Annotated in this window: 19 protein-coding genes, 14 tRNA genes and 1 rRNA gene (1 of these 34 only partly in view); 32 read left to right on the top strand and 2 right to left on the bottom strand. The window is 42.3% G+C overall.

Features of this window, described 5'->3' with window-relative positions; all coding sequences use genetic code 11:
• The 15 genes from BRLA_RS18670 to BRLA_RS18600 form a co-directional block, all read left to right on the top strand.
• Positions 1 to 2350, top strand: a 23S ribosomal RNA gene (locus tag BRLA_RS18670); it begins 580 nt to the left of the window's first position.
• A 57-nt stretch (positions 2351 to 2407) separates the two neighbouring features.
• Positions 2408 to 2482, top strand: a tRNA-Asn gene (locus tag BRLA_RS18665).
• A gap of 1 nt (position 2483) precedes the next feature.
• Positions 2484 to 2559 (top strand) — tRNA-Thr (locus BRLA_RS18660).
• 9 nt (positions 2560 to 2568) lie between these two features.
• Positions 2569 to 2645, top strand: a tRNA-Glu gene (locus BRLA_RS18655).
• 7 nt (positions 2646 to 2652) lie between these two features.
• Positions 2653 to 2728: transfer RNA gene (locus BRLA_RS18650), tRNA-Val, on the top strand.
• 17 nt (positions 2729 to 2745) lie between these two features.
• Positions 2746 to 2822: transfer RNA gene (locus BRLA_RS18645), tRNA-Met, on the top strand.
• A 6-nt stretch (positions 2823 to 2828) separates the two neighbouring features.
• Positions 2829 to 2905 (top strand) — tRNA-Asp (locus BRLA_RS18640).
• A 36-nt stretch (positions 2906 to 2941) separates the two neighbouring features.
• Positions 2942 to 3017 (top strand) — tRNA-Thr (locus BRLA_RS18635).
• Positions 3018 to 3026: 9 nt separating this feature from the next.
• Positions 3027 to 3111 (top strand) — tRNA-Tyr (locus tag BRLA_RS18630).
• A gap of 5 nt (positions 3112 to 3116) precedes the next feature.
• Positions 3117 to 3192: transfer RNA gene (locus BRLA_RS18625), tRNA-Lys, on the top strand.
• Positions 3193 to 3201: 9 nt separating this feature from the next.
• Positions 3202 to 3277: transfer RNA gene (locus BRLA_RS18620), tRNA-Gly, on the top strand.
• A 5-nt stretch (positions 3278 to 3282) separates the two neighbouring features.
• Positions 3283 to 3359 (top strand) — tRNA-Arg (locus BRLA_RS18615).
• Between the two features lie 16 nt (positions 3360 to 3375).
• Positions 3376 to 3449: transfer RNA gene (locus BRLA_RS18610), tRNA-Pro, on the top strand.
• 12 nt (positions 3450 to 3461) lie between these two features.
• Positions 3462 to 3548: transfer RNA gene (locus tag BRLA_RS18605), tRNA-Leu, on the top strand.
• A gap of 9 nt (positions 3549 to 3557) precedes the next feature.
• A tRNA-Gly gene (locus tag BRLA_RS18600) sits at positions 3558 to 3631 on the top strand.
• Positions 3632 to 3966: 335 nt separating this feature from the next.
• On the opposite strand, the gene BRLA_RS18595 is transcribed toward BRLA_RS18600, so the two are convergent.
• Positions 3967 to 5100: a sensor histidine kinase gene (locus BRLA_RS18595; RefSeq protein WP_041752370.1), complete on the bottom strand. Its 1134-nt coding sequence runs from the start codon at positions 5098 to 5100 to the stop codon at positions 3967 to 3969.
• Positions 5101 to 5363: 263 nt separating this feature from the next.
• On the opposite strand from BRLA_RS18595, the gene BRLA_RS18590 reads away from it, so the two are divergent.
• The 6 genes from BRLA_RS18590 to ytfJ all read left to right on the top strand — a co-directional run bounded on the left by BRLA_RS18590 (position 5364) and on the right by ytfJ (position 10094).
• Positions 5364 to 6083: a TerC family protein gene (locus BRLA_RS18590; protein ID WP_003338674.1), complete on the top strand. Its 720-nt coding sequence runs from the start codon at positions 5364 to 5366 to the stop codon at positions 6081 to 6083.
• A 355-nt stretch (positions 6084 to 6438) separates the two neighbouring features.
• On the top strand, positions 6439 to 6981 hold the full coding sequence (locus tag BRLA_RS18585; RefSeq protein ID WP_035318268.1) for a YkoP family protein: 543 nt from the start codon (positions 6439 to 6441) through the stop codon (positions 6979 to 6981).
• 478 nt (positions 6982 to 7459) lie between these two features.
• A complete protein-coding gene (locus BRLA_RS18580) occupies positions 7460 to 7660 on the top strand; it encodes an alpha/beta-type small acid-soluble spore protein (protein WP_003338677.1) in 201 nt (66 codons plus the stop codon).
• Between the two features lie 180 nt (positions 7661 to 7840).
• Positions 7841 to 8923, top strand: a complete 1083-nt coding sequence (locus BRLA_RS25060; RefSeq protein ID WP_003338678.1) for a 3D domain-containing protein — start codon at positions 7841 to 7843, stop codon at positions 8921 to 8923.
• A 59-nt stretch (positions 8924 to 8982) separates the two neighbouring features.
• Positions 8983 to 9654, top strand: coding sequence for a DUF2953 domain-containing protein (locus tag BRLA_RS18570; protein ID WP_003338679.1), 672 nt, complete (start codon positions 8983 to 8985; stop codon positions 9652 to 9654).
• Positions 9627 to 10094 (top strand): GerW family sporulation protein, encoded by a 468-nt coding sequence (ytfJ, locus tag BRLA_RS18565; RefSeq protein WP_003338680.1) that lies wholly within the window; start codon positions 9627 to 9629, stop codon positions 10092 to 10094. Before BRLA_RS18570 ends, ytfJ begins: the two co-directional genes overlap by 28 nt.
• A 75-nt stretch (positions 10095 to 10169) precedes the next feature.
• Here ytfJ and pyc read toward each other — a convergent pair whose 3' ends face one another.
• Positions 10170 to 13616, bottom strand: a complete 3447-nt coding sequence (gene pyc / locus BRLA_RS18560) for a pyruvate carboxylase (RefSeq protein ID WP_003338681.1) — start codon at positions 13614 to 13616, stop codon at positions 10170 to 10172.
• A 356-nt stretch (positions 13617 to 13972) separates the two neighbouring features.
• Here pyc and BRLA_RS18555 point away from each other — a divergent pair, with 356 nt between their 5' ends.
• The 11 genes from BRLA_RS18555 (at position 13973) to BRLA_RS18505 (ending at position 24814) form a co-directional block, all read left to right on the top strand.
• Positions 13973 to 14800 (top strand): lipid II flippase family protein, encoded by an 828-nt coding sequence (locus tag BRLA_RS18555; RefSeq protein WP_041752367.1) that lies wholly within the window; start codon positions 13973 to 13975, stop codon positions 14798 to 14800.
• A 317-nt stretch (positions 14801 to 15117) separates the two neighbouring features.
• The gene (locus BRLA_RS18550; RefSeq protein WP_003338684.1) at positions 15118 to 15645 is read left to right on the top strand and encodes a hypothetical protein; all 528 of its coding nucleotides are present in this window, start codon (positions 15118 to 15120) and stop codon (positions 15643 to 15645) included.
• A gap of 95 nt (positions 15646 to 15740) precedes the next feature.
• Positions 15741 to 16259 (top strand): thiol peroxidase, encoded by a 519-nt coding sequence (gene tpx / locus BRLA_RS18545; protein ID WP_003338685.1) that lies wholly within the window; start codon positions 15741 to 15743, stop codon positions 16257 to 16259.
• A 278-nt stretch (positions 16260 to 16537) separates the two neighbouring features.
• Complete coding sequence (locus BRLA_RS18540) at positions 16538 to 17557, top strand: ABC transporter ATP-binding protein (RefSeq protein ID WP_003338687.1); 1020 nt, start codon at positions 16538 to 16540, stop codon at positions 17555 to 17557.
• Positions 17554 to 18549 carry an ABC transporter ATP-binding protein gene (locus tag BRLA_RS18535; protein ID WP_003338688.1) on the top strand — a complete coding sequence of 332 codons (996 nt, stop codon included), beginning with the start codon at positions 17554 to 17556 and terminating at the stop codon, positions 18547 to 18549. Before BRLA_RS18540 ends, BRLA_RS18535 begins: the two co-directional genes overlap by 4 nt.
• Before the next feature lie 42 nt (positions 18550 to 18591).
• Positions 18592 to 20316: an oligopeptide ABC transporter substrate-binding protein gene (gene opp4A / locus BRLA_RS18530; protein ID WP_003338689.1), complete on the top strand. Its 1725-nt coding sequence runs from the start codon at positions 18592 to 18594 to the stop codon at positions 20314 to 20316.
• A gap of 29 nt (positions 20317 to 20345) precedes the next feature.
• On the top strand, positions 20346 to 21311 hold the full coding sequence (opp4B, locus tag BRLA_RS18525) for an oligopeptide ABC transporter permease (RefSeq protein ID WP_003338690.1): 966 nt from the start codon (positions 20346 to 20348) through the stop codon (positions 21309 to 21311).
• 13 nt (positions 21312 to 21324) lie between these two features.
• Positions 21325 to 22236: an oligopeptide ABC transporter permease gene (gene opp4C, locus BRLA_RS18520; RefSeq protein ID WP_003338691.1), complete on the top strand. Its 912-nt coding sequence runs from the start codon at positions 21325 to 21327 to the stop codon at positions 22234 to 22236.
• A 121-nt stretch (positions 22237 to 22357) separates the two neighbouring features.
• Positions 22358 to 23251 carry an RluA family pseudouridine synthase gene (locus BRLA_RS18515; RefSeq protein ID WP_003338692.1) on the top strand — a complete coding sequence of 298 codons (894 nt, stop codon included), beginning with the start codon at positions 22358 to 22360 and terminating at the stop codon, positions 23249 to 23251.
• Positions 23252 to 23305: 54 nt separating this feature from the next.
• On the top strand, positions 23306 to 23653 hold the full coding sequence (locus BRLA_RS18510; protein WP_022586467.1) for a DUF3870 domain-containing protein: 348 nt from the start codon (positions 23306 to 23308) through the stop codon (positions 23651 to 23653).
• A 210-nt stretch (positions 23654 to 23863) separates the two neighbouring features.
• Positions 23864 to 24814 carry a fumarylacetoacetate hydrolase family protein gene (locus tag BRLA_RS18505; protein ID WP_003338694.1) on the top strand — a complete coding sequence of 317 codons (951 nt, stop codon included), beginning with the start codon at positions 23864 to 23866 and terminating at the stop codon, positions 24812 to 24814.
• The last annotated feature ends 11 nt before the right edge of the window (positions 24815 to 24825 follow it).

Here is a 24825-nt window from a genome sequence, read left to right as displayed (position 1 = left end):
CGGAGCACTTTCTATGTGTGACGGCGTGCCTTTTGTAGAATGAACCGGCGAGTTACGATAGCGTGCGAGGTTAAGTCGAAGAGACGGAGCCGTAGCGAAAGCGAGTCTGAATAGGGCGAAAGTACGTTGTCGTAGACCCGAAACCGTGTGATCTAGCCATGTCCAGGGTGAAGGTAGGGTAACACCTACTGGAGGCCCGAACCCACGCACGTTGAAAAGTGCGGGGATGAGGTGTGGCTAGCGGTGAAATTCCAATCGAACTCGGAGATAGCTGGTTCTCCCCGAAATAGCTTTAGGGCTAGCCTCGGAATAAAGAGTCTTGGAGGTAGAGCACTGATTGGACTAGGGGCCCTCATCGGGTTACCGAATTCAGTCAAACTCCGAATGCCAAGTACTTATGTCCGGGAGTCAGACGGTGAGTGCTAAGATCCATCGTCAAAAGGGAAACAGCCCAGACCATCAGCTAAGGCCCCCAAGTGTATGTTAAGTGGGAAACGATGTGGAGTTGCCCAGACAACCAGGATGTTGGCTTAGAAGCAGCCACCATTTAAAGAGTGCGTAATAGCTCACTGGTCGAGTGACTCTGCGCGGAAAATGTAACGGGGCTAAACATACCGCCGAAGCTATGGCAGTCCTTATGGACTGGGTAGGGGAGCGTTCCAAGCAGCAGTGAAGCCGTATCGTGAGGAGCGGTGGAGCGCTTGGAAGTGAGAATGCCGGTGTAAGTAGCGAAAAGACAAGTGAGAATCTTGTCCACCGAAAGCCTAAGGTTTCCTGGGGAAGGCTCGTCCTCCCAGGGTTAGTCGGGACCTAAGCTGAGGCCGAAAGGCGTAGGCGATGGACAACTGGTTGATATTCCAGTACCACCTCTGTTCCGCTTGAGCAATGGCGTGACGCAGGAGGATAGGGTGAGCGGCCTATTGGATGGCCGTCTAAGCAGTAAGTGTGGTGTGTAGGCAAATCCGCACACCAATAAGCACAAGCTGTGATGGCGAGGGAAATTTAAGTACCGAAGTCCCTGATTTCACACTGCCAAGAAAAGCGTCTAGTGAGGAACAAGGTGCCCGTACCGCAAACCGACACAGGTAGGCGAGGAGAGAATCCTAAGGTGCGCGGGATAACTCTTGCTAAGGAACTCGGCAAAATGGCCCCGTAACTTCGGGAGAAGGGGCGCCTCGGTAGGGTTTATAGCCCGAGGAGGCCGCAGTGAAAAGGCCCAAGCGACTGTTTAGCAAAAACACAGGTCTCTGCGAAGCCGCAAGGCGAAGTATAGGGGCTGACGCCTGCCCGGTGCTGGAAGGTTAAGGGGATGAGTTAGCGCAAGCGAAGCTTTGAACCGAAGCCCCAGTAAACGGCGGCCGTAACTATAACGGTCCTAAGGTAGCGAAATTCCTTGTCGGGTAAGTTCCGACCCGCACGAAAGGCGTAACGACTTGGGCGCTGTCTCGGCAAGAGACCCGGTGAAATCATAATACCTGTGAAGATGCAGGTTACCCGCGACAAGACGGAAAGACCCCATGGAGCTTTACTGTAGCCTGGTATTGAAACTTTGTGCATCATGTACAGAATAGGTGGGAAGCTGTGAAGCGAGGGCGCCAGCCTTCGTGGAGCTGTCGTTGGGATACCACCCTTGATGTACGGAGTTTCTAACTTGCCGCCCTTATCGGGTGGAAGGACCATGCCAGGTGGGCAGTTTGACTGGGGCGGTCGCCTCCTAAAGAGTAACGGAGGCGCCCAAAGGTTCCCTCAGAATGGTCGGAAATCATTCGTAGAGTGTAAAGGCACAAGGGAGCTTGACTGCGAGACCTACAAGTCGAGCAGGGACGAAAGTCGGGCTTAGTGATCCGGTGGTTCCGCATGGAAGGGCCATCGCTCAACGGATAAAAGCTACCCTGGGGATAACAGGCTTATCTCCCCCAAGAGTCCACATCGACGGGGAGGTTTGGCACCTCGATGTCGGCTCATCGCATCCTGGGGCTGAAGTAGGTCCCAAGGGTTGGGCTGTTCGCCCATTAAAGCGGTACGCGAGCTGGGTTCAGAACGTCGTGAGACAGTTCGGTCCCTATCTGTCGCGGGCGTAGGAAGTTTGAGGAGAGCTGTCCTTAGTACGAGAGGACCGGGATGGACGCACCTCTGGTGCACCAGTTGTCACGCCAGTGGCACAGCTGGGTAGCTATGTGCGGACGGGATAAGCGCTGAAAGCATCTAAGCGTGAAGCCCCCTTCAAGATGAGACTTCCCATAGCGCAAGCTAGTAAGACCCCTTATAGACGATGAGGTTGATAGGTTCGGTGTGGAAGTGCAGTAATGCATGGAGCTGACGAATACTAATCGGTCGAGGACTTATCCACATTGCCTTTATGCTGACTTCATTATCTAGTTTTGAAAGAACAATTTTTTCACATTGTTCCTCAGTAGCTCAATGGTGGAGCAACCGGCTGTTAACCGGTAGGCTGGCGGTTCGAGTCCGTCCTGAGGAGCCATGCTCCTGTAGCTCAGTCGGTAGAGCGCTTCCATGGTAAGGAAGAGGTCGCAGGTTCGATTCCTGTCGGGAGCACCATAGCATATTGGCCCGTTGGTGAAGCGGTTTAACACAGCAGCCTTTCACGCTGTCATACAGGGGTTCGAATCCCCTACGGGTCACCATTTATCTGGAGGATTAGCTCAGCTGGGAGAGCATCTGCCTTACAAGCAGAGGGTCGGCGGTTCGATCCCGTCATCCTCCACCATTTTACTTTTATATTGTCGCGGGGTGGAGCAGCTCGGTAGCTCGTCGGGCTCATAACCCGAAGGTCGCAGGTTCAAATCCTGTCCCCGCAACCAATTCTTGGAGCTGTGGTGAAGTTGGAGTTCACGCCGGTCTGTCACACCGGAGGTCGCGGGTTCGAGTCCCGTCAGCTCCGCCATCTTTTAAAAAGATGGTAGTATGAAAAAGCATATTTGCCGGTGTAGCTCAATTGGTAGAGCACCTGACTTGTAATCAGGGGGTTGTGGGTTCAAGTCCTATCGCCGGCACCACTTATACATGGGGAGATAGTGAAGTGGCTAAACACGGCAGACTGTAAATCTGCTCCCTCAGGGTTCGGCGGTTCGAATCCGTCTCTCCCCACCATGTATGAGCCATTAGCTCAGTTGGTAGAGCATCTGACTTTTAATCAGAGGGTCGAAGGTTCGAGTCCTTCATGGCTCACCATTTTTTTATGCGGACGTAGCTCAATTGGTAGAGCGTCGCCTTGCCAAGGCGAAGGTCGCGGGTTCGAGACCCGTCGTCCGCTCCATATATGTGCCCTTAGCTCAGCTGGATAGAGCGTTTGACTACGAATCAAAAGGTCGGGAGTTCGAATCTCTCAGGGCACGCCATATTTATTTCATATATCGGGAAGTAGCTCAGCTTGGTAGAGTACTTGGTTTGGGACCAAGGTGTCGCAGGTTCGAATCCTGTCTTCCCGACATTTTTATTTTGCCGGGGTGGCGGAATAGGCAGACGCAACAGACTTAAAATCTGTCGGGAGTAATCCCGTACCGGTTCAAGTCCGGTCCTCGGCACCAATATAATGTGCGGGTGTAGTTCAATGGTAGAACTCCAGCCTTCCAAGCTGGTCGCGTGGGTTCGATTCCCATCACCCGCTCCATTGAAATAAGAGATGACCATAAGAAAAGAGTGCCCTTTTAAGGGCACTCTTTTCTTATATAGTGGGCAATTAACCTAACTAATGGAAGATGATCATAGTTATTATCAACGAATTTATTTAGTGAAAAATACTGATTACTAACGAGTTTTTGGATATGAGATTTTAGATTAATGAAATAAAAAGCACATCATTCCAGCTGTAAAAGAAAGAAGCTGAGATGATGTGCTTTTATAGAATAATCAAGCATAAAATAAACCAGATTATTCATTTTTGCATTGATTTGAGGTCATAAATTTTATCTAGTGGTAATGGTAAAAGACTACTTTTTATTGAATTTACATAGGTAAGCGAATAAAAAAACGTGTAGATGTGCGATTCGATTCACAATAAATACTGCCATTATGTTTTTCAATAATGTTTTTGCAGATCGATAATCCGATACCAGTGTTATCGTCTTTAGTGGAAAAGAAGGGTTGGAAAAGCTTCTCTACAAGATCCTGAGGTATTTCGTCTCCATTGTTTTCGACCATGATAGTAAGACTATCTGTATGTCTGTATGTAGATATCTGTACATGCTTGTACGCGTTTGAACTAACGGCATCAATAGCATTGTTTAATAAGTGAATAAGTACCTGAGACAAACCTTCCTTGTAGCAGTATAAATCACAAGCCTCTATACGCATAAGTAATGTAACATTCTCAGCATGCAAACGGGGTGTTAACAGTATTTCCACTTCATGAAGTAAATCAGTCAATGAAACCTTTTTATATGTTTCATCTAATATAGGTTTCTTGCAAAAGCTTAGAAAGCCAGTAATTTGCCGATGAAAGCTGTCAAATTCATGTAAGACGACCCGTACATAATTCTCCAAAACATGGTTTCCATCTGTGCTTTCTAAAATTAATTTAAGAAAGCCTTCTATAGCACAAAGTGGGTTTCTTAACTCGTGAGCCATATTAGCTGCAATCTTATCAAGCATTTCTAATTTATCATTATGTAAATAAGAAATGGTTTCTTCCTTTTCACTTAATTCATTTTGTACCAAATCCTCATAGTTTTGCACAGCTTGGTATAAGGCTTCATCAATCAATATCTTTAATCTTTTTTCCATGAAGGAGAGCTCTTGAGAAGAGATGAAATGGAGTCTCATATTTGCTTGGATTTCACCCATATATACATGATAGAGTATTTGAAATGTTTTTAAGGCTAAGGACAACGGAAGCTTTTCAGACCAAAACCAGTTGCCTATTTCATAAGAGGATTCCCGGATGTCTTCTTCATAAGCATCACGCATAAGTAAAAGTGAGATTAGGTAGCAAGGTTTCTCAGCCAATTTTCTAGGCAATGTTACCCGATAGGGATGAAAGAGATCCTCTAACTCATCTAACCATTTATCCGTAATTGTAGGTACTAGCGTTACTAAAAATTTGGAAATTTGCTCATATGTGAGCAATGTAACATCGACCATTACACCTTCACCCTCCTTCATCCTAATCAAGAATACAATTATTTTCAAGCAAAAAATACCCAATTCGTCATAAAATCGTAAGTCAAATTCCGACAAAAGTGAGAGACTTGCGTAAAATGAAGTCAGGTGGTATAACGTTGGCATGTGAGAGAAATGGAAGGAGAAACTAGAATAAAGAATGGGCAAATAACGTAATGATAGTAATAATAGTAAAAAAGAAAAGTGCGAGTCAGATTCGACATTGATCTGCGTGACATCATGTGATGGAGATAACCTCGAATGAAATTGACACTGCTACTGCTGCTCACACTAGATGGGGAGAAACCATGGAAACAAATACTCTAGTCGCTTTATTTCATATTTTTATTATCGATGTGGTTCTAAGTGGAGATAATGCTGTTGTTATCGGGATGGCCTGTCGTGGGCTTGCGCCGATTGATCGAAAGAAAGCAATTCTGTATGGTACGTTAGGTGCTATCATCTTGCGTGTATTACTTACGGTTGTAGCTACTTGGATGCTGGCTATTCCTCTGGTAAAAGCAGTGGGGGGAATTATGCTACTCTACATCTCGCTTAAATTGTTAGGAGGAGATGAGGACACTAACGAGGTACAAGTTAGCAAAAGTAGTGGACAGGCAATCAAAACGATTATTTTGGCCGATTTTATTATGAGCTTAGATAATGTATTAGCTGTAGGTGGTGCTGCCGGTGGCGATGTTATCTTGGTGGTGATCGGTCTTGCTCTGAGCATTCCCTTATTGATGTTTGGAAGCAATCTAATTGCTAATCTGCTGGATCGTTATCCCATCCTTTTATATGTTGGGACAGGTATTCTGGCTTATACAGCTGCTCATATGTTTTTGGATGACCCTTTTGTCCACGAGAGAATAGCCTCTCATCTTGCTATTCCCAATCAGGCTATTGCTGGTATTATTGTCATAGTCGTGTTATTGCTTGGAAAATGGCGTAGTAATCGAATATAGAAGGACAGGCTAGGAGTGTTTGTTATCCTAGTCTGTTTTTTTTGTGCACAAAGAGTAGTGTATGCTGTGTAACATTCATTTTTCATTGGAAGCTACAGGGAAATTTTGATCTTGTAAGCATAAATTAAGGTTTGAAATACCTGAACTACTAAAAATAGAAAAATAGCCCCAGATCATTGCTTGTAGTCATTTATTCCAGGAAATCGAACATAAAGATGGTAGTATCACGATGGACAAGTTAATCTTTACCCAACCTAATAGGAAAACACCTTCGATACTTTTTGAGGGAAATGGTGATACTAACAGAGATTTTGCAAAAAAAATAATGGAGAAAAGTGAAAAGGAGGCAAGTTCATTGAATGTAGCTATGCTCACCCTATGGGGAATATGGGATAAGATTTATCACTGCTGCAGAAGACTACATTATATTCAACGAGAACAGAATATCTTTCGCTATACGATCCTTCCATACAGTGGAGAAAAGCTGGAAACGAAAAACGGCTATGTCATTCAAAAGGGAGACCTGGTTATCCGGTTGCATATCCATAATTATTTGTTAGCTAAACGTAGCAAAGGAATACACAGTGATGTACAAATTGGATTAGCGTTAGTTCGTGAAGTCAAAAGGTCTTTGCCTCAATTAGCGAATGTGGTGAAGTCTCATCCAAAGGAGCGAGAGATTAAAGGTATTGTGGGTACAACATTGTTATTTAAAGGCAGTGGACAACTCGGATTTTCTATATCTCCTGTTCCAGACATTTGGTATTTTCGATTTAAACGCTGGTACCTCACTTTATTAAAAATAGTGATGCATCCAAGTGGAAGAAAGGCACCTACTTCAATGGAGCCACTAACACGTGTATATATGGCAAAGGAAGAATTACTCGACCGATTTTAACCCATAGAGGATTGTCAATCATTGTATAGCCATAATTTACTTTTTCTAATTCCTACAGGATAGCTAAATATTCATGTTAGAAAACATAGCAGGTTGGGGAAATCTGCTAGTTTGAAATGAACGATTTTGTACCATTCTACCTCTTAGAAATGGCGAAATGGAATAACGAAAGCATCTGTTCAACTAAAAGGATATAACAATATTTTTTAGTAATACTAAAATTTTCATAAAAGAAGAAGGAGCAATCAACTAAGAAATTACCAAGCTTTTGGTTAAAAATTGGCAGGAATACAGCTAACGATATTCACACATAGTAAACTTACAAAGCTGACGAAACAATGTAACAGTCATTTGGAAAAAAGATTATTTATTTCTACAGGTATGGTTAGTAGCATTGAAAATATAAGGGGAGTCTTTGCATTTTGAATGCTGCTAACGAAACGTTGGTAGCCAAAAATTTAGATTGGAGTGACTAGATATGCCAAACAACAACGGATCTAGCAACAACCTTCTGGTACCTCAAGCAAACCTAGCTCTTGACCAATTGAAATACGAAATCGCTTCTGAATTTGGTGTTCAACTTGGCCCAGACACAACTTCTCGTCAAAACGGTTCTGTCGGTGGAGAGATCACAAAACGTCTTGTAAGCTTTGCTGAGCAACAATTAGCTGGACGTTAATAATTAAATAGCTGGATGAAGAAGGCGCCTTAATGGGCGTCTTTTTTTATAGAAAATGTCATGAGACTGTTGATTAGGGGAATGGAAACTTTTGTGCCTTGAAAAAGCTTAGGTATTTAATAGAATGGAGAATGAGGCTTATCAACATGGATTGCCACACTTACTTTTGGAGGTTGATGAATGTTACGGAAAATGTTAATTGCGTGTATGACATGTTTGCTCGGAATGCAAGTAGGAGTTATACAGGCAGCAGAAAAAAATGAATCCCAGCAAGAAGCGACTTCTACAAACGAACAGGAAACGAATACAGATAGATCAGAAGCATCAGAAGAAAATGATGAGTCAAATAAGAATGGGTCTGAAGATTCAGAACAAAACTCGTTAAAGGACATTGCTGGTCACTCGGCTGAGAAGGAGATTACTTCTTTATATGATAACAAGGTTATTTCTGCCGCAGATGGACTTTTTCGTCCAAATGAAGAGATTACCATGGCCGAATTGATTGTCCTGCTTTTGAAGAGTAAACAAATTGAGCCGACTACTGCTGGAAAAAGTAGCTTTGGTGACGTATCTATACAAAATTGGGTGGCTCCCTATGCAGAAACAGCTTTTCGTCTAGGTATCATTCAGGGAACCGTAGAGAACGGGAGAAGAGTGCTTAATCCCAATGACTTAGTAGAAAGACAGGAACTGATTGCTATTCTAAATAGAGCAAGCGGTAAAAGCGGAGAAGTAAATAATGTAAAATGGTCAACAACCTATCAGACATTAAAAAGCTATCCGGACAGTCAAGATGTTCCTACATGGAGTCAAAGAGAATATGCATATGCCCTGCAAAACGAAAAAACTCAAAAAGCCTTAAATGGAAAGCTGGAGCCTGTAAGGAAGGTAACTCGGGCAGAAGCGGCTAGTCAGGTATATTACTCCGTATTTTTACCTGATAAACAAGAGGCTTCATTAAAAAATACAGCTCCTGTGGAGTTTCCTTATAAACGTGTTCTACAGGTAAAAACTACGGCCTATGACTTCACGAATGGACCCACGAAGGGTTACCTTGGTTGGGACCTACGCGAGGGGATTGTGGCTGTTGATCCTTCTGTCATTCCGCTTGGAACCCACTTATTTATTGAGGGTTACGGATATGCGGTAGCGGCTGACATAGGATCGAAAGTAAAAAAGAATCATATTGATTTGTTCATGACTTCTCCTCAAAAGGCGAGCGATCATGGAATTAAGCAAGCAAAGGTGTATATCTTGAATTAACTGGTCATATTTGCCTCCCAAATCGCTCATACTACAAAAAGCGAAGGGGGGCTTTTTTCATGAATTGGTTTTTAGGATTACTAGCTGTACTTTTTTTTCTATTGATCATAATAATGATTACCCCAATAAAAATTTTTCTTCATTATCATCGAAAACAGGAACATGATGTTTTAACCATACATATCCGAGTTTGGAAATGGATTAAAATCAATTATGAGCTACCCATGATTAATCTCACCTTTAATAAAAATAACCAGCCTGAAGTAGAGGCTAAAATAAAGAAGAAGGGCGATGTTGTATCCAATACGGAAAGGAAAAAAAGTATTGATACAGAGGATGTCGATCGTTGGTTGCATCGGGTTCATGAATTGGTTGAACGTGTTCAGGATTTTTACCCAATCCTCTGCCAAGCTCTTCGTCATGTGTATTGTGAAAAATTACAATGGCAAACCACAATCGGGGTAGGAGATGCAGCAGCTACCGGGACTCTGACCGGTGTCATTTTAGGAATTAAAAATATGCTGGCATCAATGCTCTCTTATTACATTTCTTTGCAGGAAATGCCTCGTATTAGCGTAGAGCCTATGTGGAATGCTACTATCATCCGAACCGAACTTTCTTGTGTTCTTTTCTTTCGGGTAGGACACGTTATTGTTGCGTTAGTTCGTATCGTAATTAAAATGAAGAAAGGGAGTGCGAGGAAATGGCAGATCACCCCATACAGGGCTTAATGAAGACCACCATGGAAAATTTAAAGCATATGGTGGACGTCAATACCATTATTGGTGATCCGGTTGAAACACCGGACGGCAGCGTTATCTTACCCATTTCTAAAGTAGGCTTTGGTTTTGCTTCTGGGGGTAGTGAATTCAAGATTGCTGGAGACCATCATCCTGATCACAGCCATCCGTTTGGTGGAGGTAGTGGTGGAGGTGTGTCTATTACTCCAGTTGCTTTTCTGGTTGTGGGTAAACAAGGTGTTCGTTCTATCCCACTGGAGAATTCGACCCATTTATACGATCGTATCCTAGATTCGCTTCCGCAAATTGTGGATAAGTTCTCAGGCATGTGTAATAGTAAGAAAAATCAAGGCGAAGAAAGCTGTTCACATACTGGAACATATACACATCAAGTGCATGAGGACCTAGGGGATTTGCTTGATAAGCAATAACATGTGGATAGTATCACTGATAAAAAAGAGCCGTTGGGGAAGTATCTCCTCAACAGCTCTTTTTTCACTGTATGATTATTGTTCTAATTCAACTAACAGATCTCCTACTTCAATACTGTCTCCTTCATTGACGTGAATAGCTTTAATTGTTCCGTCAGCAGGAGCTTGAAGGGTAGTCTCCATTTTCATTGCTTCACTTACAATTAAATTATGTCCACGGGAGATGGAATCGCCTGGTTTTACTAATACTTTCAGGATTTTACCTGGCATAGAAGCTCCAATATGACCTGGATTTTTACGATCAGCCTTTAAGCGTACAGAGGCTGATACTTGTGCCGATAGATCACGTACTGTAATAATTCGATTTTGACCATTCAAATCAAAGTTTACTTTACGTGTTCCATCAGGTAGCACTTCTCCAATATTGTTTAGCTTAATGATTAGGGTCTTTCCTTGTTCAATCGTAACAGAGGTCTCTTCACCTAAACGCAAGCCATAGAAGAAGGTAGACGTTTCCAAATTAGACAAATCACCATATAACTTGGAGGTTTGTTCATATTGTAGGAACACTTGTGGATACATGATGTATGATAAGACTTCCAGATCATCCACCGTACGCTCCACTTTTTCTTCTACCTCTTGCTTTACTTTGTCAAAATCAATAGAGGAAAGCAATTCACCAGGTCGGCATGTAAAGGCTTTTCGTCCTTTTAAAATAATTTGTTGCAGCTTTTCTGGGAAACCGCTAGGCGGCTGCCCTAGATAGCCTTGGAAGAATTGAATGACACTGTCTGGGAAATCAATTCGATCTCCTTTTTCATAAATATTTTCTTCATCCAAGTCATTTTGGACCATGAACAAAGCCATATCACCGACTACTTTGGAAGACGGTGTTACTTTTACAATATCGCCAAACATTTTATTGACAGTGCTGTACATTTTCTTCACTTCGTCCCAGCGACCTTCTAAGCCAACAGCCTTTGCTTGCTGTTCCAAATTAGAATACTGGCCACCTGGCATTTCGTGTTGGTAAACCTCAGCGCTAGTGGATTTCATATCACTGGCAAATCCCTGATACATCGGACGGACATCTTCCCAGTAGTCGGATAGCTTATTGAAGCCGTCTAGATCAAGCTTTGTATCCCGTTCAGTTCCTTCAAGTAGAGCGACAAGGGCATTGAGGCTTGGTTGAGAGGTAAGACCAGACATTGAGCTTACAGAAGCATCTACAATATCTACCCCTGCTTCAATAGCTTTAACCAGCGTAGCACCACCATTACCAGAGCTGTCATGTGTATGCAGATGGATAGGAATCCCGATCTCCTGCTTTAGAGCATGGACAAGCTGGTAAGCGGCATATGGTTTTAAGAGTCCGGCCATGTCCTTGATCGCAAGGATGTTAGCTCCTGCCTTTTCAAGCTGCTTGGCAAGCTCTACGTAATAGGATAAAGAGTATTTGGTGCGATTTGGATCAAGAATATCGCCTGTATAGCAAATGGCTGCTTCAGCGACCTTGCCTGATTCGCGTACAGAATCAATGGCTAGCTCCATGCCAGGTAGCCAATTCAGGCTGTCGAAAATACGGAATACATCAATACCATTCTCAGCAGATGCTTTAATAAATGCCTTAACCGCATTGTCTGGATAATTGGTGTAGCCTACCGCATTTGCTCCGCGCAACAGCATTTGGAATAGGATATTGGGAATTTTTTCGCGCAATAAACGTAAGCGTTCCCAAGGTGATTCACTCAAGAAGCGCATGCTGGTATCGAATGTTGCACCGCCCCACATTTCCAAGGAGAATAAATCTCCGCCCATTTTACCCGTTGCTTCGGCAATCGCAAGCATATCATAGGTACGCACTCTTGTAGCAAATAAGGACTGATGGGCATCACGGAAGGTAGTATCTGTCAGTAATACTTTATTTTGGGCCTGAATCCATTTGGTTAAGCCTTCAACGCCTTCCAGCTCCAAAATTTGTTTTGTACCGGCTGGATAAGGCTGATCAAACGGTGTTTTTGGCACGCGAGGAGAATGAAATAGCGGTTTCTCCTCCTTAGATAGCCCAGGGTAGCCATTAACTGAGATATTTCCAATGTAATTAAGCAATCGTGTACCACGGTCCTGCACACCCGGGAATTTGAATAATTCCGGCTTCGTATCAATAAAGGATGTATTGTAATTACCGGATAAGAAATCAGGATGTGTTACCACGTTTTTCAAGAATGGTAGATTGGTTTTAACACCGCGAATCCGAAACTCTCGTAAGCTACGGAGCATTTTTCGCGAGGCTTGCTCAAATGTATTTGCATAGGTGCAAATTTTAACCAGCAGGGAGTCGTAGTATGGTGTAATGACAGCCCCAGGGTATCCGTTATTTCCATCTAAGCGAACGCCGAATCCTTCACCAGAACGCCAAGCCAGCAATTTTCCGGCATCAGGAATAAAGCCGTTTTCTGGATCTTCGGTTGTAACGCGACATTGGATGGCATAGCCGCTCATCTTAATGTCATTTTGGGAAGTAATACCGATTTGCGGATCGCTTAAATGCAAGCCCTCTGCTACTCGAATTTGGGTTTGTACGATATCGATGCCAGTAATTAGCTCCGTAATCGTATGTTCTACCTGAATTCGTGGGTTTACCTCAATAAAATAGAACTTATTATCCGGTGTAAGTAAGAACTCAACGGTTCCAGCGTTCGAATAACCAGCCGTTTTCATTAAGGTTAGAGCGGACTGACAGATTTCTTCACGTAGCTCATCAGAGAGTGTTGTACTTGGTGCTACTTCAACGACTTTTTGATGTCTGCGCTGAATAGAACAATCGCGCTCAAATAAGTGGACCAGGTTACCATACTGATCTCCTATGATTTGTACTTCAATATGTTTTGGATTTTCAAGATATCGTTCCAGGTAAACCTCTGCGTTACCAAAAGAAGAGTTGGCTTCTGAACGGGCTCTTTCCAAGCCTTCCTGCAATTCTTCCGGTCCTCGAACAATTCGCATGCCTCGACCGCCGCCGCCAGATACCCCTTTGATAATGATAGGGAAACCTGCTTGGCGCGAAAACTCCAAGGCTTCATCCAACGATTCAATGGACTCTTCTGTACCTGGAATGACTGGGATACCAGCCTCAATTGCCAGTTTCCGGGCCTCTACTTTATCGCCAAATCTCTTGATTAGATTGGAAGAGGGACCAATAAAAATAATTCCTTCTTCCTTACAACGTCGTGCAAACTCTTCATTTTCCGATAAGAAGCCATAACCAGGATGGATAGCATCGATATTGTGTCTTTTCGCAATCTCGATGATTCCCTCGATATCCAGATAAGCTTCAATCGGGCCTTTTCCTTCACCAATTAAGTAAGATTCATCGGCTTTGAATCGATGAAGTGAAATATTGTCTTGCTCAGAGTAAATGGCAACAGTACGGATTGATAACTCAGTAGCGGCACGGAAAATACGAATTGCAATTTCTCCGCGGTTGGCTACTAGTAGTCTTTTAATTTTTCTCTGCTCCATGATTTTTCTCCCCTATCGTAATATAAGTGGTAGGTAAACATCTCTATCATGTGCTTTCTTTCCATGATACAGAAAAACACCTGTATTTACATTATTTTTCGTACCATTTTTTCTTGCCTTTTCAGCTAATAAGACAAATTCGTGACTTTATCTACAACTATACCCAAAAAAGGGAGTTTTGAACAAAACGATAAAGAAGTTAATTGTTTGATTTGGTAAGTATGATCGGAATAACTAAATTAGAGAGGAAACCTACTTTTCTTCTCCTACGAAACATTATAAAATAGGTTAGCGTTGAACAAAAGAATCATAGATTGCACAGTTATGGTAATGATGTGAATAGGAGAATACATAATATGAAACTAATGATCGTGGTGGTGGTTACCATGTTGATTAGCTGTGTAGAAACGGTCTCTTATGCTGCGAGGCTTTCTGGTGCGCGCACAGGGAAAATTGGCGCTTCTACTTCGCTTTTCAACATATTGGTGTTATTCGCCCGGTTTGCTGTTATGAGCCAGTCCATTCTGTTGGCCTCTATGCTTGAAGCTGTTACACGCTTTAAGGATAAAATTCCACTCATGAACTACGAGGAATTAATCAACGATTTGTTACTAAATTTTCGTATTGTTCTGTTCGGAATGAGTATGGGCATTGTGCTGGGGATGTTTCTGTTGCCTACCGTTGCACGTGTGCTGGCCATTGGTACACGTAAATTGGATAAGCATGGCAGTGTTCCTAAAATTTTTCGTAGTGAAGGCATTCTGCGTCTATTTTGGAAAATGCCCTCTCAATTTTGGATTCCATCGTTTCGAAATAATTGGCAGATTATAAAAGAAACCCGCATCGGTGTTAATTTCTTTTGGATGAATGCCATTATTTTTTCTTTTTATTCCATTGCTATCCTATCATCGCTGTATGCAGGGGTTCTTGTACCTGATCATCGCACGGTAGCAAACCAAATGGCTACGGTCATTAATGGAGTAGGAACCATTTTATTGGTTATTTTTGTTGATCCGATTTGTTCAAAGCTGCTTGATGATGTAGTTAGTGATGCACGACCTTATAGGGATCTAAAGGTTACGGTTTTTCACCTCGGTGCTGGACGGTTAGTCGGTACGGTAATTGCACAAGTTTTACTATTTCCATTTGCCTACTTGATATCACTGATTGCACCACATATTTAGTAAGAAAATAAAGAAGAGAACTGGCATGTACAATGTGGTTTGTAACGGCGCAATTCCTCTCGAAAATGGGGAATGCGCTTTTTTTGTTGTTTTATCTAGGATGAAATCTGCGGATGTACAGAGAAAATTCTGATAGACGTGAAAAAAAGCTGTAATCAGGGGAATTTTTAAAGAGTAAATAAACTCCTGCCTATGTTAGATGCTGTAAGACGGATGATAAAATTAAATTGATCTAATCCTGATATGGACGGTGTATTCTGCATGAAACGGTTTACCGCTTCTTTTTTTTGTCCAAAATGGGGAGAGGAGGGAATCATATGGACCTGCTAAGAAGAGAGCCAGTGGAGATTTGGAGATTACTTATTCCACGAAAACAGTGGTTATTTGCTCAAGATACTGATCCGAGTGAATTTATTTTTGGCTATCGAGATAAAGTATACGTGGTTAACGAGAACGGTTCTGTGATTTCACTGCCTAGACCCCTACATATAGAGCGGATGAGCGTTGTCCAACTACTCGATTTAATGGTAATGGGTTCAGGGACATTTGATTATGATGATAATGGTATTTTTGATGTTGGCGGAGTGTTAAAGGATATGGGATATATGGCGGCTATCGGATCGGAGAAGCACGATTATCAGATAGAGATTGTTAATACACTTGATCCTGATAAGATGATTAGCATCTATGTACTAAAGGGTATAAGCTTTACTTTTGCCCTCTATCACGCTATCCTGCGATGTCATGAGTTAAATCTGAAAAGTGACGGGCTATTTGAACATGAGGTTAAAGAAATTGTAAAAATTGAACCTAGAAAATATAAACCTAAACGCTATTTACATTAAGAATTACATTTTTAAACTTTTTGATAGTGAAAAGTTTAAAAAAAACATGTATGATAATTGTACTACATAGTTACAAAGTTAGAGGAGGGTTACCTATGTCTGCAATTGAACGTCAAGGTGTCGTTACTTTTAAAGATCAACCAGTTACACTACTAGGCCCAGAAATTAAAGTGGGAGATACAGCTCCTGAGTTTTCCGTGCTTGCAAACAACCTAAGCCCAGTTACACTGGCTGATTCCAAAGGCACGATTCGTCTGATTTCTGTAGTGCCATCCTTAGATACAGGTGTTTGCGATCAACAAACTCGCCGTTTTAATGAAGAGGCAGCTAAGCTAGACAATGTAACAATTTTGACCGTTTCTGTTGATTTGCCATTTGCGCAAGCACGTTGGTGCGGAGCGGCTGGCATTGATAAAGTTCAAACGGTATCAGATCATCGTGATCTTTCCTTCGGTTTGGCTTATGGCGTAGTTATTAAGGAACTTCGTTTATTGTCCCGTGCAGTATTCGTAGTAGATTCTAATGATAAAGTTGTTTACGTCGAATATTTGCCAGCAGTAGGCCAGCATCCTAATTACGAAGCAGCAATTGAAGCGGTAAAAGCAGCAAAATAAGGAAAGAGCATTCGCGGTTTCTTTATTCATAAAGGAAATGAAAAGTCCTCTCGAATTAGAGAGGGCTTTTTTATGGTTGGAAAAGTTAAGTACAGTAAAAAAATTTAGCATTTAAGAATAAAGATTTTAAATGGTTTTTTTGCATGAATAATTGATAACAATTGGTAAAATTATTGACTTTTATAGATGTGCTACCCCATAATATGGATAAAATTGTTTTTATAAAATTTTAATTTATCTCATAATTCATTCAACTACTCGTGCAAAGCAGGTGACGTATGGAGAAAAAGCAGACAGAACCTTTGCTGGAAGTCTCTAACCTAGAAGCTGGCTTCCGCATTAACAAACAATTTTATAATGCGGTGGATGGTGTTTCCTTTTCGGTTGATCCTGGCAAAGTGATTTGTATCGTTGGAGAATCAGGGTGTGGAAAGAGCGTCATGTCGTTATCTATTATGGGATTGCTACCAAAGGAAACAGGAAGAGTGGCTAATGGAAGCATTCTTTTCCAAAATAAAAATTTGGTGGGACTCACAGCGGATGAATTGAATAAGATACGTGGAAAAGAGCTGGGGATGATCTTTCAGGAGCCTATGACAGCCTTAAATCCCGTGTTTACGATCGGTTTCCAAATAGAAGAGGTTTTGTTCAATCATCTGAAAATTTCGAAAAGTGAAGCGAGAACTCGTTCTGTTGAATTGCTTTCACATGTTGGAATCCCGCGGCCGGAAAAACTGGTGGACCAATTTCCTCATCAGCTTTCGGGAGGAATGAGGCAACGGGTCATGATCGCCATGGCGATTGCATGTCAGCCAAAGCTACTGATTGCCGATGAGCCTACTACTGCCTTAGACGTTACGATTCAAGCACAGATTTTAGAACTATTACGCGACATTCAATCGAAGAGCGGGATGTCTGTCATGCTGATTACACATGACCTAGGAGTAGTAGCTGAAATGGCAGATGAAGTAATGGTCATGTATGCCGGTAAAATTGTGGAGCAAGGCAGTGTGGACCAAATTTTCTATGAGCCGAAGCATCCATACCTACAGCTCTTGTTAGAATCTATTCCAAAGCTCGATGAAGACAAAGACCGACTGTATTCCATAAAGGGGATAGTGCCGTCGCTGGTCAACATGCCAAGGACAGGATGTAGATTCGCTTCCCGATGTCCAATGGTCATGCCAGAGTGTACCGCGGTCTCGCCAGAGCTAGGCGATATTGGTGATTCACATAAAGTCCGTTGCCTACTTTACCCCCAAAGCCAACCTAACGAAATTGCGGAGGCGTCGCTATGAACCAAACCACTGCTGATACAAAAAGCAAGACGTTGTTAGAAGTTAAGAACCTTAAAAAATATTATCCCATCACAGGCGGGCTATTTAAACGAAAAATTGGAGAAGTGAAGGCAGTCGACGATATTTCCTTTGTCCTAAGAGATGGAGAAACACTTGGACTGGTAGGGGAATCTGGCTGTGGAAAATCGACAGCAGGACGAACCATTTTGCGGTTAACCGATCCGACAGCAGGGAGCATTCACTTTGATAATAAGGACATTACAAGCATGAAAGGCAAACCGCTATGGGATACTCGTCAGCATATGCAGATGGTTTTTCAAGACCCCTATGCTTCCCTAAATCCTAAGATGATGGTAGGACATCTGGTAGCTGAACCAATTCGAAATTACACCAATCGACTGGAAAAAGATATAAAAGCTGAGGTAATGGAACTGCTTATACGTGTTGGGTTACCAGAAGAGGCTTATTATAAATACCCTCACGAATTCTCTGGTGGTCAACGTCAACGGGTTGGCATTGCAAGAGCATTAGCACTAAAGCCTAAATTAATATTGGCAGACGAGCCTGTTTCGGCTTTGGATGTATCAGTCCAATCGCAGGTCTTGAATCTTTTACAGGATTTGCAGGAGGAATTTAAATTATCCTATTTGTTTATCGCTCATAACTTAAGCGTTGTTAAGCATATTAGTGATCGAATAGGGGTTATGTATCTCGGGCGGTTGGTTGAAATAACCGATAAGCATAGCCTATATAAAGAGCCATTGCATCCGTACACACAAGCGCTACTATCTACCATTCCTGTACCAGATCCACGAGCTAGATTCAATCGCGAGCGAATTATTTTACAAGGGGATGTTCCTTCACCAGAGAAGCCGCCTAGTGGCTGTGCGTTTCATCTTCGCTGTCCATACGTGAAGCAGGAGTGTAAAGAGATAAAACCAAGCTTAAAGGAGGTGAGTGAAGGACATCAGGTTGCTTGCCATTTATATTAGTCAGCTAACTCTAATCAAAATATAGTAAGGGGGATTTATTACATGAAAAAGAAAAATATGATGGTCCTATCAACTCTTTTAGCTTTATCGATGGGCGTAGTAGGCTGTTCTAAGCCGGCTAATACAACACAAACTAAATCAACTGAGCCAACACAAGCAACTGCCACTGAACAGCAGCCTAAGGATGGTGGAAAAATTGTCTATGCTTATGAAAGTCCGTTTCAAGGCTTATTGGATCGTGGCTTTTATGAAGGAGATGACGACGATCGCATCCTGCGCTTTATGACAGACTCCTTGCTGGATACAGGAGATGATTTAAAAACCTATGCGAAAATCGCTTCTTGGAAAGAAAGTCCCGACCATTTAACCTATACGTTTACCTTTAAAAAGGGGGTAAAATGGCACAATGGTGATGAGTTAACGGTAGAGGACTGGTTATATGCCTTTGAGGTAATCGGGCATAAGGATTATAAAGGCTCACGCTATTCTAACGTAAAAATGATTGAAGGAATGGATGAATACAATAAAGGAACTGCAAAAACCATTTCCGGTGTAAAAATTATTGACCCGTATAATATTGAAATCAAACTGAAAAAGCCGATGGTGAATTTCTTAGATAATATTTGGTCGAATCCAATGCCCAAAAAATATTATGCAGGCATTTCTGTAAAAGACCTCCCAAATTCTCCAAAAGTTCGTCAGCAGCCGATCGGACTTGGACCCTTTAAAGTGAAAAAAATTCAACCAGGTGAGTTTGTTGAATTAGAACGCTTTGATGATTACTGGCAAGGCAAACCTCATTTGGATGGGATTATATATAAAATTATTGATGGAAAATTAGCAAATAGCTTGTTGAAAAAAGGCGAAGTTGACATTATGGCAATTCCGCGTTCCCAAGTTAAAGAGATAGAAAAAAATGATAACTTGATATTGAAGGAACAGGATGAGCTTGCGTATAGCTATATTGGATTTAAGCTAGGTCACTGGGATGAAAAGCAAAGGAAAAATGTAATGGATAATCCGAAATTTGCTGATAAGCGGTTACGTCAAGCAATGGCCTATGCACTAGACCGTAAGGCGTTGGCTGAGGCGTTTGAAAATGGCAAGGCTGAACCGCTTAACTCACCAATGCCACCTGTAAGCTGGGCAAAGGTTCCGGCTGATCAAATTAATGCGTACGAATATAATCCTGAGAAAGCAAAGCAATTGCTTGATGAGGCTGGTTATAAAGATAGTAATGGGGATGGATTCCGTGAAGATCCTCAAGGTAAGAAATTCACAATTAATTATGATGCGATGACACGTGATGAGACCGCTGAGCCTCGGGCACAAGCAGTCATGCAATTCTGGAAAGAGGTAGGCTTGGATGCAAAACTAAATGGTGGAGCATTAAAAGAATTTAACCTATTTTATCGAACAGTCGAAAAAGATGAGCCAAGTGTTGAGGTGTTCGCCGGAGCTTGGTCGTTAGCAAATGATCCTGATCCAACAGGCTTATGGAAAACAGACGATCTCTGGAATTTTCCTCGATGGGTAAATCCAGAATCAGATAAATTGATTGAAGAAGGAATCAGTGAGAAAGCTTTTGATGAAAATTATCGCAAAGAGGTTTATTATAAATGGCAAAAATTGGTTAACGAAGAAGTGCCGATGATTATCATGCACGCTCGAAAGGATATCACTGCAGTCAACAAACGTCTACAAGGTGTTCGCACCAACTCCTTTACGAATCAAATAGATACTCATAAATGGTGGGTTACCAACTAAAACAGCTGTAGAACAAGGGGAGTGTACGAATGGTTGCGTTTGCGCTGCGGAGATTTTTAACCATGATTCCAATTCTGATTCTGATCTCCATTGCGGTGTTCACCCTGGCAAAATTAATGCCAGGGGACGCCCTTTCGGGGAAGATTGACCCTAATAATGCCAATCCCGAGTATATAGCCAAAATGCGAGAATCGCTAGGATTTAACGATCCCATTCCCGTTCAATATGGCCGTTGGGTTAGTGGTTTTTTATGGGGAGATTTAGGTGACTCGTTTAATCATAAAATGCCAGTTACTCAACTGATTGGCGAGCGGTTACCGAATACTATTTTCTTAATGAGCATGTCTTTGGTGTTTACTTATCTGGGTGCTTTGGTGATGGGGATGATTGCAGCCCGGCGTCGATTTACGTGGATCGATAATATCATTGTGACGCTAAATTATATTGGATATGCCATTCCATCGTTCTTTGCAGCTATTGTATGCATCTATGTGTTTGCTATTTTATTGGGGTGGGTGCCTGCGAGCGGTTCTATCGGTGTGGATGTCGAGCAGGGAAGCTTATCTTACTATTTGAGTAAAGTAGGGCATACGATTCTGCCCGCTGCTGTGCTTGGGCTATTTAATACAGCCGCCTACACTCAATTTTTGCGCAACGACATTATTGAAGGCAGCAGTAAGGATTATGTACGTACGGCTATGGCAAAGGGTACGGGTGAATCTGCTATTTATAACAAGCATATTTTGCGTAATTCTCTTATCCCGATGGTAACATTTCTAGGACTTGATATCGGTAACCTGCTCGGGGGAGCGGTAATAGTCGAGACCATCTTTACCTATCCTGGACTGGGACAACTCTTTATCAACTCCATTAACAACCGAGATTATTCTGTCGTTATGTCGATCACGATGCTGTTAACCTTTATGGCGCTATTAGGTAATCTGATTGCGGATTGGTTGTACAGTGTTGTTGATCCACGGATACGATTGAAATAGGGAGGAAAGAGATATGGAACCCGTTATTACACCCAACAGTCCAGAAGCTTCTGCTCATCAAGGGAAGCGTCGGGGAACTTCACCATGGGCGATCGGAATGCGCAAATTTGCAAAAAATAAGCTAGCAATCGCTAGTATTATTTTCTTAGCAGTGATCTTTCTGATCTGTTTTTCAGCAGATTTTTTAACTCATTATGATCCCATAAAAATTGATATCCGCAATATAAACCAAGCCCCTAGTTCTGAGCATTGGTTAGGGACAGATAAAGGGGGACGTGATGTTTATACACGACTTTTATATGGCGGGCAAATTTCGCTGACAATTGGTCTTTCCATTACGTTATTTGTCGTTATCTTCGGTACTCTGATAGGGTCTGTGGCTGGTTATTTTGGCGGATTGGTAGATAATTTATTGATGCGTTTTACGGATTTTATTATTACATTTCCGTTTCTCATTTTTGTTATTGTATTGAACTCAGTCTTTACGGCCTCGGGTGTACTAACACTTATTACAGTAGTTAGTGTACTTAGCTGGGGCTCTACTGCGAGGATGGTACGGGGTAAGATTTTGGCGGAAAAAGAGAATGAATATGTGCATAGCGCTATCTCAATTGGGTGTACGCCTGCACAGGTTATTATCAAGCATATTTTACCTAATGTGATCTCCACTATCATTGTACAGGGGGTTTATTTGTTGGCTTCCATGATCGTAGTAGAGACAGGACTTAGCTTTTTAGGCTTTGGTGTTCCTTCTAACGTACCGTCTTGGGGGAATATCATGTCAGATGCAGTCTCTCCGGAAGTCATTGAACAACAATGGTGGATTTGGCTGCCAGCAGGTGCTTGTATTACATTGACGATTTTAGCGATTAACTTCGTAGGAGAAGGCTTGAAGGACGCTTTTAATCCAAAATCTCTGCGTTAGCCTAAAATAAAAAATTCTTCGGTGAAGCCTTTCTCACTTTGTTTCTCTTTAGAGGACGCAGAGTGAGAAGGGCTTTTGTGCTATACTAACGGTAATCATTTCTCAGAGCGAGGATACAAATATGAAAGAGCTGTTATTACGTTTTCATGCAAGCGAGCAACAAGCAGGGCGCAGTTTACGAGAGGTCCTACAAAAAGACTATGAGATATCTCGCAAGCTGTTGATCCGGGCTAAATTCAGCGGTGAGATACAGATAAATGGAGAACTTGCTTTTGTAACACGAATTGTAGAAGCAGGAGATATTATTACAATCTGGATGGATGAGGAAGAATCTGAAAACCTTGAGCCTGAGGCAATGGATTTACAGATCCGATATGAGGACGAGGATGTTTTGGTACTAGCAAAGCCTCCTGGAATAGTAGTCCATCCAACTGGCATGCATGTGACAGGAACCTTGGCAAATGGTGTCATCCATTACTGGCAACAAAAGGGAGAACGTCGTAAATTTCGTCCAGTGAGCCGATTGGATAAGGATACGACTGGGCTAATTATTATTGCTAAAAATCAGTGGGCCCATGATCGGTTCTCACGTATGCAAAAAAATCGAAGCCTAAAAAGACGTTACCAAGCCCTCGTTCATGGACGTGTAACCCCGCAAAGTGGAGTAATCGACGCACCTATTGGCCGCAAAGAGGAATCCATAATAGAGCGTGAGGTTCGCCCTGATGGACAGCAGGCGGTGACACATTATCAGGTGTTGAAAAGCACAGATGATCTAAGTCATATTCAGCTACAATTAGAAACTGGACGAACCCATCAGATACGTGTCCATATGAGTTATTTAGGTTATCCATTGCTTGGAGATGATCTATACGGGGGAAGGCGTGAGCTTATTGGCAGACAAGCATTACATGCCTTTGAGCTACGCTTTCAACATCCGCGTACTGGTGAGGAAATATGTCTAACAGAGCCACTTCCAGAAGATATGCAGAAAATCGTAGAATGTTCAGAATAGTTCTGGTCAAAATGATTCGTTTGCTTTATTATGGAAGAAGGAGGGGAAGGGATCATGACAAATGTGCCCCTGCCTCGTTATACAGACGATGCTTACATTTTAGCCACAGGATTTGCCCAACTGCCTAAGGGAACACCTTTGACAGATAGCCAAAAGATGTTTGCCTGTTCTTTAGTGATGGATAGTCGAACAGACCTTGTGGTTGATGCATCATTTACTTTTTTAATGGGGTTAAATGAAGAATTTATTCGGGGCTTGGTGATCGGTGCATACCTGCCAGCAGAATGGGAGAAGCTGCAGGCAACCATTCGTAAGCGTGCTTTGGTACCGACACAAGGAACAGTGCTTCAAGCTCTCCGCTCTGCATTGGATCGATATTTGGAAGGTAAACAGCAGGTCTAAGTTATCTTAGTAGTTAAAAAGATAGCAGAGTGACACTGGGTGTTTATGGGGGATAATCTTAAAAAGATTTTTCTCGGTCAAGTAAACATAAGCCAGTTGTTCATACTGCCATACAATAAGTGACTTGAAAGGAGTATTCCTTTTGGTTTTTTTGTGTGGCTTTATGTGCAACTGGTTTTTTTGTTTATGAAAAAAATGGGAGGTGAAGTCGTGAAGCTAGTTAGCTATCAACGAAAAAAAGAGATCACAACGGTAGAAAATCAGGTCGAATGGCGGGCTGGCTTGTATGTGGGGAAGAAAGTTATGGACATAGCTGATACAGTGGAAGGGGCTCCATCAACCATGCAGGGCTTATTAAATGAATGGGACAAATGGTACCCATGTTTACTTGAACAACAGCTAACCGAGCATAAAGATATGATTCCTTTGGAAGAGATACAGTTAGGTGCTCCTATTCCACGCCCCCCCAGCTTTCGAGACTTTTATGCATTTGAGCAGCATGTAAAGATGTGTCGAAAGCGTAGAGGTCTTGAAATGGTTCCAGAGTGGTATCAGTTACCTGTCTTTTATTTTTCAAATCCGGCCGCATTTATCGGAACAGAAGCCAATATCACTAAGCCTAAGCAAACAAAGTCTCTTGACTACGAATTAGAGATTGCCTGTGTCATTAGTAAAAAAGGGATAGATATCCCCATAGAAAGGGCAGATGAGTATATTGCCGGCTTTATGATTCTAAATGACTGGAGTGCGCGTGACATTCAACGTGAGGAAGTGAAAGTGGGACTTGGACCTGCTAAGGCTAAGGATTTTGCAACCTCTACAGGCCCCTGGTTGGTTACTGCTGATGAGCTAGGCGGTCGTATGATTCCCTCCTCAAATGGAAATCGTTATGATTTGCAAATGACAGCAAGGATAAATGGCAAGCAATACTCGCGCGGAAATTTTGTAGATATCTATTATACATTTGCTCAAATGATTGCGCGTGCTTCCGAAGCTTGTTTTTTGTACCCTGGAGATGTTATTGGCTCCGGTACAGTAGGCAGCGGATGCTTATTAGAATTAGGTGGTGGAGAACAATACAATTGGCTACAGCCAGGAGATGTTGTTGAATTGGAGATCGATCATCTAGGTACTCTGCGAAATACTATTATAGGAGCATAAGGGAGGAATGT

The organism is Brevibacillus laterosporus LMG 15441 (genome assembly GCF_000219535.2).
Classification (GTDB): domain Bacteria; phylum Bacillota; class Bacilli; order Brevibacillales; family Brevibacillaceae; genus Brevibacillus_B; species Brevibacillus_B halotolerans.
Note: the sequence above shows the minus strand (reverse complement) of the source record. Positions and strands in the feature narration are given on the sequence as shown.

What these genes read in the sequence shown, in the direction of transcription:
- BRLA_RS18595 (WP_041752370.1), bottom strand. Translation starts at nt 5,100, where the DNA reads ATGGTCGATGTTACATTGCTCACATATGAGCAAATTTCCAAATTTTTA.
- BRLA_RS18590 (WP_003338674.1), top strand. Translation starts at nt 5,364, where the DNA reads ATGGAGATAACCTCGAATGAAATTGACACTGCTACTGCTGCTCACACT.
- BRLA_RS18580 (WP_003338677.1), top strand. Translation starts at nt 7,460, where the DNA reads ATGCCAAACAACAACGGATCTAGCAACAACCTTCTGGTACCTCAAGCA.
- BRLA_RS25060 (WP_003338678.1), top strand. Translation starts at nt 7,841, where the DNA reads ATGTTACGGAAAATGTTAATTGCGTGTATGACATGTTTGCTCGGAATG.
- BRLA_RS18570 (WP_003338679.1), top strand. Translation starts at nt 8,983, where the DNA reads ATGAATTGGTTTTTAGGATTACTAGCTGTACTTTTTTTTCTATTGATC.
- ytfJ (WP_003338680.1), top strand. Translation starts at nt 9,627, where the DNA reads ATGGCAGATCACCCCATACAGGGCTTAATGAAGACCACCATGGAAAAT.
- pyc (WP_003338681.1), bottom strand. Translation starts at nt 13,616, where the DNA reads ATGGAGCAGAGAAAAATTAAAAGACTACTAGTAGCCAACCGCGGAGAA.
- BRLA_RS18555 (WP_041752367.1), top strand. Translation starts at nt 13,973, where the DNA reads ATGAAACTAATGATCGTGGTGGTGGTTACCATGTTGATTAGCTGTGTA.
- BRLA_RS18550 (WP_003338684.1), top strand. Translation starts at nt 15,118, where the DNA reads ATGGACCTGCTAAGAAGAGAGCCAGTGGAGATTTGGAGATTACTTATT.
- tpx (WP_003338685.1), top strand. Translation starts at nt 15,741, where the DNA reads ATGTCTGCAATTGAACGTCAAGGTGTCGTTACTTTTAAAGATCAACCA.
- BRLA_RS18540 (WP_003338687.1), top strand. Translation starts at nt 16,538, where the DNA reads ATGGAGAAAAAGCAGACAGAACCTTTGCTGGAAGTCTCTAACCTAGAA.
- BRLA_RS18535 (WP_003338688.1), top strand. Translation starts at nt 17,554, where the DNA reads ATGAACCAAACCACTGCTGATACAAAAAGCAAGACGTTGTTAGAAGTT.
- opp4A (WP_003338689.1), top strand. Translation starts at nt 18,592, where the DNA reads ATGAAAAAGAAAAATATGATGGTCCTATCAACTCTTTTAGCTTTATCG.
- opp4B (WP_003338690.1), top strand. Translation starts at nt 20,346, where the DNA reads ATGGTTGCGTTTGCGCTGCGGAGATTTTTAACCATGATTCCAATTCTG.
- opp4C (WP_003338691.1), top strand. Translation starts at nt 21,325, where the DNA reads ATGGAACCCGTTATTACACCCAACAGTCCAGAAGCTTCTGCTCATCAA.
- BRLA_RS18515 (WP_003338692.1), top strand. Translation starts at nt 22,358, where the DNA reads ATGAAAGAGCTGTTATTACGTTTTCATGCAAGCGAGCAACAAGCAGGG.
- BRLA_RS18510 (WP_022586467.1), top strand. Translation starts at nt 23,306, where the DNA reads ATGACAAATGTGCCCCTGCCTCGTTATACAGACGATGCTTACATTTTA.